General features: G+C 29.5%; 11 protein-coding genes. All 11 read right to left on the bottom strand.

Annotation, left to right across the window (positions count from 1 at the left end):
- Positions 1-577, bottom strand: a 577-nt coding sequence (locus tag ACKI42_RS00940) for a glycosyltransferase family 2 protein (protein WP_407401511.1), incomplete at its 3' end; no start/stop codon positions are given.
- A 21-nt stretch (positions 578-598) separates the two neighbouring features.
- Positions 599-1,474 carry a GT-D fold domain-containing glycosyltransferase gene (locus ACKI42_RS00935; RefSeq protein ID WP_407401509.1) on the bottom strand — a complete coding sequence of 292 codons (876 nt, stop codon included), beginning with the start codon at positions 1,472-1,474 and terminating at the stop codon, positions 599-601.
- A gap of 20 nt (positions 1,475-1,494) precedes the next feature.
- The gene (locus tag ACKI42_RS00930; protein ID WP_407401507.1) at positions 1,495-2,358 is read right to left on the bottom strand and encodes a beta-1,6-N-acetylglucosaminyltransferase; all 864 of its coding nucleotides are present in this window, start codon (positions 2,356-2,358) and stop codon (positions 1,495-1,497) included.
- Between the two features lie 7 nt (positions 2,359-2,365).
- Positions 2,366-3,283 (bottom strand): capsular polysaccharide synthesis protein, encoded by a 918-nt coding sequence (locus ACKI42_RS00925; RefSeq protein WP_407401504.1) that lies wholly within the window; start codon positions 3,281-3,283, stop codon positions 2,366-2,368.
- Positions 3,284-3,293: 10 nt separating this feature from the next.
- Entirely contained in the window at positions 3,294-4,142 is an 849-nt protein-coding gene (locus ACKI42_RS00920) for a beta-1,6-N-acetylglucosaminyltransferase (protein ID WP_407401502.1), read from the bottom strand.
- A gap of 50 nt (positions 4,143-4,192) precedes the next feature.
- Complete coding sequence (locus ACKI42_RS00915; RefSeq protein ID WP_407401500.1) at positions 4,193-5,113, bottom strand: glycosyltransferase family 8 protein; 921 nt, start codon at positions 5,111-5,113, stop codon at positions 4,193-4,195.
- 1 nt (position 5,114) lies between these two features.
- On the bottom strand, positions 5,115-6,203 hold the full coding sequence (locus ACKI42_RS00910) for a glycosyltransferase (protein WP_407401498.1): 1,089 nt from the start codon (positions 6,201-6,203) through the stop codon (positions 5,115-5,117).
- An 88-nt stretch (positions 6,204-6,291) separates the two neighbouring features.
- A complete protein-coding gene (locus tag ACKI42_RS00905) occupies positions 6,292-7,212 on the bottom strand; it encodes a glycosyltransferase family 32 protein (RefSeq protein ID WP_407401496.1) in 921 nt (306 codons plus the stop codon).
- Between the two features lie 141 nt (positions 7,213-7,353).
- A complete protein-coding gene (locus ACKI42_RS00900; protein WP_407401494.1) occupies positions 7,354-8,277 on the bottom strand; it encodes a glycosyltransferase family 2 protein in 924 nt (307 codons plus the stop codon).
- 8 nt (positions 8,278-8,285) lie between these two features.
- The gene (locus tag ACKI42_RS00895; RefSeq protein WP_407401492.1) at positions 8,286-9,824 is read right to left on the bottom strand and encodes a glycosyltransferase; all 1,539 of its coding nucleotides are present in this window, start codon (positions 9,822-9,824) and stop codon (positions 8,286-8,288) included.
- The coding region (locus tag ACKI42_RS00890) for a DegT/DnrJ/EryC1/StrS family aminotransferase (protein WP_407401490.1) at positions 9,824-10,925 on the bottom strand (1,102 nt) is incomplete at its 5' end. The genes ACKI42_RS00890 and ACKI42_RS00895, both read right to left, overlap by 1 nt.

The raw sequence follows: 10,925 nt of genomic DNA, 5'->3' as shown, positions 1-10,925 counted from the left end.
ACATCACCATCATATCTTCACCCATATTTTGGCCTGGAAAATACATTATATCATGCTTGCGATATAAATCTGTTCGCACTAAAAACAACCATAAATTCCATCGCATCACTCCTTTACACATATATTCAATTGCATGATCAGTTGTTGCTGGATTAGGTTGGTTCATTATACGTCCATTCTTTTCAAATTGCAAAACCCAACTACAACCAACAATATCAGCACTTGAAGAAATAGCTTTATTAACAAGCATATTAATAGCATCATTAGCTAAGAAATCATCCGCATCTAAATAGTAAATATATTCACCTGTTACTTCCGACAAGCCCGTATTACGTGCGGCAGCAACGCCTTTATTAGCAGTATGTTTGAGAATTTTGATTGTATAAGTAGGATTGGAATTCAGCATATCTTCCTTAAACTTCATCAAAACTAAAGCACTATCATCTGTACTAGCATCATCGATAAATATAATCTCTAAAGATTTATAAGATTGCGATTGAAGGGACACCAAGGATCTATCGATGAGATGAGCTGCATTATATACAGGAACAATTATAGAAATAAGCGGTAGTTTCATATCTTAATGATTAATAAAAAATTATTTAACAACTTTTAAAATAATCTGTTGTAAATAATCAGTGTCTACACTAGATTGATACTCGATATCATAACCAAGTTCATTTATATGCTTACCATCAATTGGCACTTTTTCCTTTTCCCCCCTAACAAACCATTCATACTCCAAATCGACATGACCAATATCAATGATCTGTGTACCGAAATCACATAAATCATAGGCTAGCACAGTAGCTGTAGGTCCTAAAGAAACTAATATCAAATCATAATCCTTTACGAGAGCTTGACAGGCTTCAAGTAACTGTGGATATATTTTATATGCATTTTGTGATAGAGTAATGACTCTATGAATAGATTTGGAATTTGCAAATAAGTCATTACCTACACCTAATTTACTCATTTCCCCTTCTACAATTAATATTTTCTTATCATTCCAAAGAACTTTCATTCGATCAAAAAATTTCTGTGTACTACTATGGTCTTTAAAGTCCATATAAGGTCTTGTGACATTAGCACTAGCATATGTTTTCTTAAAATCGAAATATTGTATATATTTTCTATAGTGAAAAACAATAAATTGTTTCCAAAAATATTCTCCAACAGGATTAAATCCCTTCACGGCATTTAATCCTATCGGCAATGCAATAATGCAATTTGGATTATCGCTGACAAGAATCTCTTTTAAACGTTGTGATAAATCTATATTGATCACTTGAAATCCGATATCCTCAGTCTTTCCAAGCATATGAAATTCGCCATCACCATAGCGTACTATTGATTTTCCAGAATTAATTAATAAATCCAACGTATCTTCATTTGATATAATTTTAGGGAACGGAAGAATCACTTTAAAAAAAGTATAACGGAGATACACGGACCATTTTCTAAATATATTCATATAAAAAATCTAATTATGTATTACTTAATATATTTAATTAAGCGATTTACAACTTCCATTTTATTACTTGAAAATTTTCGTGCAAAGAGAAGATTTGAATCTATCAATCGTTCAAAATCTTTCCCCTCCCATTCAATAATCATGTTATTATTCCATCCTATCATACGTTGACTACCTTGAGCTTCATCATCTATGTTAAAGACATTAGCTTTAAACACCGAATTCCAACATAAGGTTTGAATAAAAATCTCGTCAGCACAAAAAGTATTTTTATAAATCTCCAATACATTTTCCTTTTCTTGAATAATCAATTCCAAAAAATCATGGGTAATACTAATCCATTGTGTTCCTTTCTTGAAGTCTATGTCCTTATTTCTACTAAACCCAATTAAATACTGTAATCGAATCGTAACTGCACGAACTATCTTTTTTATTAAACCTACAATACTTGTATCAGCTCTAAAATCATGAGGAAACAAATGAAATTTGCGAACCCTTAGTTCCGTTTCTATTGTAATATCTTGTTGATAAAATCCCACAAATTCCTTACCCTGATTTTTCTTAAAAAAATTATGAATATAATCCTGACTTTTCAATGGCATGTCAACACCAGACAGCAAATGATAATAGGAATAATTAGCTTTTTGCGATGCTTTTTGAAATAGCTTATATTCTGCGGAAACGACAGAGACATCACCCCAGCGTACATCTACTCTATCTTCTAGAATATAAAGACCTGAAAAATTACATTCTATTATAGGCAAGGTATTTACTTTACTATCAAAGTGAATAAAAATATCATTTCTTGCATCATCAAGAACAGCAATCAACTTATTCAATAAATCAAATTCATTATGTGCTAATATTAAATAAGCGTGTTTCATGCGTAAATTAATTTTTAAAGGATTTACTTCTATTAACAAAAGATTTAAAATTATTCAAAGCTAAACCTTTGAAGTAAGACATTTTATGTAAGTTACAGTCTGCTATTGCTACATCAATAGTGCTATAAGGATATTCACCATTGATCTTAGTTTGAATAATATGAGGCTTAACATCACTTATTAAGATACATTTTTGATCTTGTAGATAGCCTTTCATTAAATCATCATATAATATTTGAAAAAAAAAGTAATCTTTGATATTAAGCTGTGTAGCCCAGTAATACAACATTATATCCAGTAAAGTGTTTATTACTACTCCATTTTTTTTAGCAAAAAAAATACTATTTAATACATTAACCTTAAATTTGGGATCCCAATTCCAATAATAGGCATATGAATTTTTCCAAAATGACTTATGTATTTCTTCATTATCCCTTTGATACATAAAGTAATCTTGAGACGCTAAATTTTCAGGAATACTACCCGTCATATATATAGTAGCATCAAGCCATACACCACCATACAATTTGAGTAAAGCTAAACGTAGTAAATCAGAGAAAATTGTTTTATTAAAAATTCCACAATCAATTTTCTGATAAACATATTCTGGAAACTCTATATATTCAGAAATCATTTTATCATCCAAGCGAATAACAGTCCAATCACCTTTATGTTTATCCACAGAAGCAAAACAAGCTTGAATAACTTCGGGTAGTTCGCCATCAATACCTTGTCCCCAATATTGCCAAATTATTTTTTCATTAGACATTTTTTTCTTGCTATTCACCTCATAAATAGGAAGTTCTTTTCTAAAGTAAGATGCTATTATTGGTTTCCAAAAATCACTTACCTCCTTGTGCTTCTTTAATATCTTTTGCTCACGTATATATGACCATAGATTATTAACAATTGGGAAACTAGCCATTTTGAACATATTATCTATTTTTATAGTTTTCCATTATTTTGTCTACAAGGTCTATTGAATGCGCTGAAAATTTTCGTGCAAATAACGATTCTTTATCCATCATTATACCAAACTCTTCATATTTAATCACAGTAGTATTGGTATTTTCAAAATTTTGATATAATAACCTTTCATCTATCGAAAATTCAAAAGGTATTGTTGCATTTTTTAAAGTAGTAGGTATATAAAACTCATCACCACAAAAAGCATATTTAAAATTCTTTTGAATAGATTTTTCATTTTCTATTAAATAATTCACTGCTTCTTGCGTAATACTTACCCAATTTGAGAACTTACAATATTCTTTATATCGATCTCTTTTTATATTCAATAATTTTTGAATTTTTAATGCAATAACCCATAAATATTGAGAATATCTGCTTATAAAAGAATTAGGGTGTTTATGATATTTTATAAAAAAACTCCTCCGTTTCAATCGCATGATAACTTCTGCAGGGTTAAATGAAATCGGTGAAAAAACTTGCTGAGGATATTTTTCTTGAAAATATTTATGCAAAAAATCTTGAGAATAAAGTGGCAAATGTACACCTGATATAAGATGGCAATAGCTATAATTTTTATTAACAATGGCTTTAAAAAGAAGCATTCCAGCTTGAACTAAACTATAATCACCCCAATAGATATTAACCCTACTCTCTAAAATAATTAACTCTGATTTAGTAGAAAAAAGGATAGGTAATTCTTTCACTTTCTTATCAAAGAGTATATAGATATCCGTACGAGAATCATCCAGAGAATTTATAAGATTTTGCAAGATTACAAACTCATTATGTGCTATGATAAGATATGCATGTTTCATATTCATTATTTATATATTTCCAATCATATAAATTAGAAGCTTGATTAATTCTATTTAAATTTTCTATACATACTTTGGATAAAAACAAAACCTCTCCTAGCCATAGTATAACTAAGTATTTTTCCAAAAAATCTAACTTTTGATTTTACAGAGCCTATTTTTTTTATAAAATCAGGCAATTGTTCATAATAACTCCACCAAGTAACAAATTCTATAGTATAACCATTCCATGGTTTTGAACCTGTATAATGAATATTTCCGCTAATTTGAACATGATCCCAATCCTTATCCGTATAATATTTTAGAAAATCTGTTTTATATTGAGGTAAGAAATACGTACGAATGCTGTTATAGATTGGTGGCAATCCTAAAATATTACCTTTACACACAATGTTTAAAGCATCTTGGTCAGGAAAAGCTGAATTAGCATTATTAGCCGTACTAATCAACGAAGGCATTATATTATCAAGACGCATTTGCTCTAAATTTATAATCAAAAAACCCGAATTGATATACTCACCTGGTTCACATCCAATCTCTTTCAAATATGGAATCTGAAAATCTAATGTAGCTTCATAAACGGCCGCTAAATAGTAGTCTTCTAAATCCGTATCACGATATAACTTTGCAATATCAGTGCGAACAATGACATCGCAATCTAAATAAATAACGGATTTATAGCTTGGTAAGATTTCAGGCAACAATAATCTATAAGAAGCAGCAGCGGTATATCGTTCATCTATGTATATACCTTCTAATTTGCCTGATAAATTTATAAATACAAATTCTAATCTTTCCTCTTCCCAATTTAATAAACTTGTTTGTATGTCCTTAGGTAAATCCTCTGTCAGCAAACAGATGATTTGATACCTGTCTGTAGCCTGACTATTCGATAAAATTGACAAAATCGTTGTTACAGCCGGAATTACATAATTCGGAGTAAAAGCAACAACTATCGGAATATACTTCATATCAATTGATAGATTTAGATAAATGATATAAACTCATTAGATTATTTGCTTCGATCTTTACATTAAAGTGCTGCTCTGTAAGCATTAGATCCGTTCTTATACGTTTATATGAATGTCCTATCTCAGTTATTAACTTCGTCCAGCTGTTAAGGTATTTATCATTAATGGGTAAATAATGAATACATGGTGTTATATTTACCCTTTGTGTAATCCTATCTGAGACAACAGATTGTAATGAATTAGCTTGAGATTCGACAAGCACAAGTGGTAAGCCCTCAGATCTTGAAGGTAATAACAATACATCCATCGAATTTAATAATTTATGGACATCATCTCTTGATTTCAACCATACTAATTTATCTAATAAGGAGTGCTTTTCAATTTCGCTCAACAAAATACCACTATCTTCGCCATCACCGATAATTAATAACACAGTGTCTTTATTAACTTTTGCCACTTGCACAAATACTTTAACTAAATATTTCAAATTTTTCTGGTATGTTAATCTCCCTACAAATCCCAAAACAAGCTTATCAGATAAACCAAGATCATTTCTATATTCCTCACGAATTTTGTTATTAAAGGAAAACAAATCTAAATCAATCGCATTATTCAATACTATACGATATTTTGACTCATCCATTCCAAAAACAGATTGAAGAGATAATTCACTTGCACCAAAACCTAAAGTAGTTACTCTATTCAATAGAAATCTCATAATAGTATTTTTAAATCCTCGATGTTCTATAGACATATGAGCATGGGCAATTCTACCTTTAATACCATTTAACCTAGCTAGAAGTAAATAAAGTGCCGACTGCACTTCAATGTGACTATGAACTATATCATACTTATGACTCTTCAAAAGATCTGTAAAGAATAAAGCTCTTTTAATTAAATTTTGTGGCATATAGTAAATTTTAATACCTAAAGCTTCAAATTTATCGTGATAACCTTGCTTATGACCAGTATCTATACTAACTATTTCAAAATTTATTTTTGATTTATCTAGATGTTGATAATAATTATAAATTAATGTTGAAATACCTCCAACATCTATCCTAGTAACAACGTGCAATATTTTCAACATACTTTAAATTTATAATATGAACTTATCTACCAACTATTATCCATTTACAATAACACGTAAACAAATTCTGATATAGAATTAAAAGTCCCTAACTTCTATTATCAATTAGACGTCCAATTAATGAATTGCGTTTAAAATTATTTATATCAATATAATGATCTAGGGTTATACGTGATCCATTAATTATCTTAACAACTCGGGGCAAAGTAGCATTAACATCATTCAATAATAATATTTCGGCTAGTGCGATATTGCTCCACTTATATGAAATTGCTAAAGAATACAAAAAAGCATCTGTATCTGCACAGATTAAACTAATTCTATAATTCTGACTTCTACGAATTACTGTCTGTGCGGAGAAATAACACTTATAATAAGATACATCTAATGGAATAGATTTATAATCAAACAAATTTGAATCCTTATAATATTCATTAGGATTAGAACTTGACAAACATTTTTCATATTCTATTAACCAATCGTTAATAAATTTAGAATTAGGAATACTAGCTAATAACCAAGTCTCAATTACAGGATAATTCATATCCTTTGTATTTTCATCTGTATAATATGCAACAGCATCTGTTCCATTAATACTATTTAATTCTAAAATCCAATCTAATTTTTCTAATAACAATGTACTTGCGTCTAAATAAATTCCACCATATTTGGACAATAATTTTAATCGAATTAAATCTGATTTATTTGCTAAGGGAAGATTTCCAACAACCTGTTTATCAAATTTTATATATTTATCTATTGTATATTTATTTAACAATCGCACTTCGTATTCAGTATGCATATTTCTAATTGCATCAATACAGACCAAAACTGTTTTAGATTTAATAATCTCATCATCCCAGTAAATCCAAATGATCTTAGGTATTTCAACATCAGTTAATGGAGCTACATTCCCCCATACAAAGGAGGAAAATCCAAATACTTCAGGAGTTCTACATCGAAATAAATCAAAATGAAACTTCAAAAATCTTTTTATTCGATCTATCATATGGTAAAATTAATTTCTGTAATAAGTTTCAAAATCTATCTCTTAAAATTGGTATTAAATAAAAAGCTATATTGTTTCGTGAAATTTAACATCACTTCTCCTAATCATTGATTAATACAAAAGATACACCTAATATTCTTATTACAAATATCGTATAGATAATTGCTTTATTTTTTTAAGAAAAACTACAAGATTATATGATATTGGAAATAACTTGTTAAACACCTTAAATCTTGATTGATTAAATGATTGCGATTTGACAATCCATTCATCTATAATCCAGATGTGTTTTCTATAATCCCACTGCAATTTATATCTCTCTTTAATAGCTCTCATAACTATTAAACATTCCTCAAAACGTTTTAATTCCATTTCTTTAGATTTCCAACTCCGAGTGGATGAATCATGATATCTAAAGTTATTTAATAAACGATGATCATAGGCAACATCTCCCTTTTGTAGAATAGACACCCAAAACATCCAATCACCAGTAAATTTCATTTTAACAATAGTCTCAAAAACACTAAAATCTATCGCATCTTTCTGAAAAACTACTGCACTAGCGTTTGGGATTGTATTCTTATAAAACAATTGAGTAATAATTTCAGTCTTTCCTGAATTCAAAAAATTATTATCCCAGTTTCTATCACTAACACTGTTAGCCCAAGTATTTTTTCCATTTTTATTACCAAAAGCATCTATTGACTCAGAGGCGCAATAAGAAAGAACTACATTGTCCGATTTTTTAATATTTTCGATCATTGTTTCTAGAAATGTAGGCTCTGCTACATCGTCGGACTCCGCCAACCAGATCCATTCACCAGATGCTAATTCTATTCCTTTTTTCCATTGTTGAAAAGGAGAACCTGAATTTTGTTTATTATAAATAACATGTGATACCTTTGGATGATTACGAAATCCCTCAATAACACTAATACTCTCATCCTTAGAACAGTCATCCAAAATTATGAGCTCAAAATCTTGATATGTTTGATTCAATACTGAATTGATTCTATCAATCAAAAATGAAGCGTGATTATAATTAGGAATTATTACTGAAATCATCTTTAAATCTATTTTTTTAATAATTTTCTAAGTATTTTAAATAAAAAAGTCGATCTAATATATATCTTCCAACCTTCTGAAAAAACAAATTCAGTTCTATATTTATAACAATATAAGACATATAGTCTATTCTTTAATGAAAGCTCTCTAGTATATGTAAAATGATCAATACCTATATTATGTACACCTAATAACTCTTTTTCGTCTCTCCCCTCAAATAAATTATTCTCCTCGCTAAAAGAAAAGCTGGATTTATTAGTACTTATAACTTTACGATAAAAAAAATTTAAATTTAATAACCAAGAATCTTCACCAAAGATTCTGTTTACATATGCAAATTGTTTTTTACCAACCTGATCCCTATATGGCTCGTTTAATATCAACTTTCCTACATTATCTCTCCATTCCACAATAGTTTTTGGATAAAAAATATAAGAATCAATATTATCTTTAAACAAACGCAGTAAATTAGATGGATTATAATGTAACACAAAAGGTATACCTTTCATTGCAGGCTCTAACAAAGCGGTAAAAGAAGGTATCGGAAAACCTTCTATGTATAAATCCATATTATTTAAGAAAATATTTAATTCATCTGGAAGTAATACACCATGATAAACAATTCTTTCATGTGAATACTTTAAAGCAAAATCAGAAGAAGGGCTTATACCTACAAAATTAAAAATGACATTATCATATTTACTAACAATAGATAGTGCCTCTTCAAAAAAATTATAATCACCTACAGGATTGTACTTATAATCAGTTCCAACTGTAACTAAGTTTATAAAATCACTATTATTTTTTTTTACCTGATATTCATCTTTACGAATTGGAATCGGAAGGAAATATTGATTTAAAAGTCCTCTCCGCTCTTTATCCAGCTCGATATTTGCTTCACGGATCTGTATTACACAATCTGAAATACTAACTCCGTACCAAAATACGTGATCAGCATGATTCAAATATGCAATTGGAATATCAATATTTGGATCAGAAAAAGCAATATTACTAATCACATCATTAGGATGAGTATGTAGTACTATAATATCAAAATCTTTATATAAAATATCCTTTAGTAAGTTCGCAGACTCCAATATTGAATTATTAATCACAGTATATAAATCAATATCACTCCGAGAATGGAAAGAAGTAGCTACATTTTTAATTTCATTTATGGGTTGTCTTGTCGATAGAATTGAATGCTTATTTTGAGAATCTATATTAATCCATTTAAATAATAATTTGCTATGACCTCCAAATGTATAAATTTCAGAAAAAACATGTAAAATTTTTAATTGATGTTCATTAGACCTACTTCTTAATCTAATTTTATCTTTATCAATAACAGGTAATTTAGAACTAATAAGAAATAAAAGATATTCTAAACTTCGACTTGCATAATATCCCGTATGATGCAACCAAGCGAATTGTCCAATCTTTTGAATATATTGAGCACAGTCTTCATATAAACCTTCTTGAAATAAGAGATGAGCTATTTTTATACACTTCTCAAAATACCTCCTGTTAGCCTTAAGATTTTCCATTAAAACAAGTTAACTAATTCTACAATTTGAGAAACTTCATCATCCGTCAATACAGGACTAATTGGTAAACTTAATACCTCATGATGTATTTCTTCGGTAATCGGGAAGGAGAGATTGTTCAATTCACGATATGCCTCTTGTTTATGAGGAGGCGTAGGATAGTGAATAACTGTTTGCACACCATTATCTGTTAAATATTGTTGCAATTGGTTACGATCTTTACAACGTATTACAAAGACATGCCATACGTGTTCACTATCGTCATCTGGCTTTATAGGTAGAATTATTTTTGCATTAATAATACCATCTATATAACGTTTAGCAATATTTCTACGAATAGTATTCTCCTCATCAATATATTTTAATTTGACATCAAGAACAGCTGCCTGAATTTCGTCCAATCTTGAGTTTAATCCTTTGTATAAATTAACATACTTTTGATTAGAACCATAGTTTGCAATAGCACGAATCGTTACAGCCAAAGCATCATCATTAGTTGTCACAGCACCAGCATCACCTAATGCACCAAGATTCTTACCTGGGTAAAAGCTAAAACCAGCAGCATCAGCAAGATTACCTGTTTTTATTCCTTTCCAACTTGCTCCTATGGACTGTGCATTATCTTCTACAATCTTAAGATTATAATTCTGAGCAATATCTTTTAATTGGTCACTAAAAACAACTCGTCCATACAAATGAACGAGTAGGATTGCTCTCGTTTTATCCGTAATTGCTCCTTCAATCTTGTTGATGTCTATATTAAATGTAGTAATATCTGGCTCTACTAATACCGGAATTAAACCGTTATCAGACAAGGCTAATATAGAAGCTATGTAAGTATTTGCTGGAACTATTACCTCATCACCAGCTTTCATTACCCCTAACTCGATATATGCTCTAAATATCAAACGCAGTGCATCCAAACCATTAGCTACACCGATAGCATTTGTACTTTCAATATATTTGGATAGATTGTTTTCAAATAATTTTAAATCATTCCCAAACAAATACCAACCCGAACGGAATGTATTTAATAATCTTGCTTCAATTTCATCCTGATGAAGCATATTTATCTTTTGTAGATCTAAAAATTTAATCATT

The organism is Chryseobacterium sp. (assembly GCF_045629545.1).
Lineage (GTDB): Bacteria > Bacteroidota > Bacteroidia > Flavobacteriales > Weeksellaceae > Chryseobacterium.
Note: the sequence above shows the minus strand (reverse complement) of the source record. Positions and strands in the feature narration are given on the sequence as shown.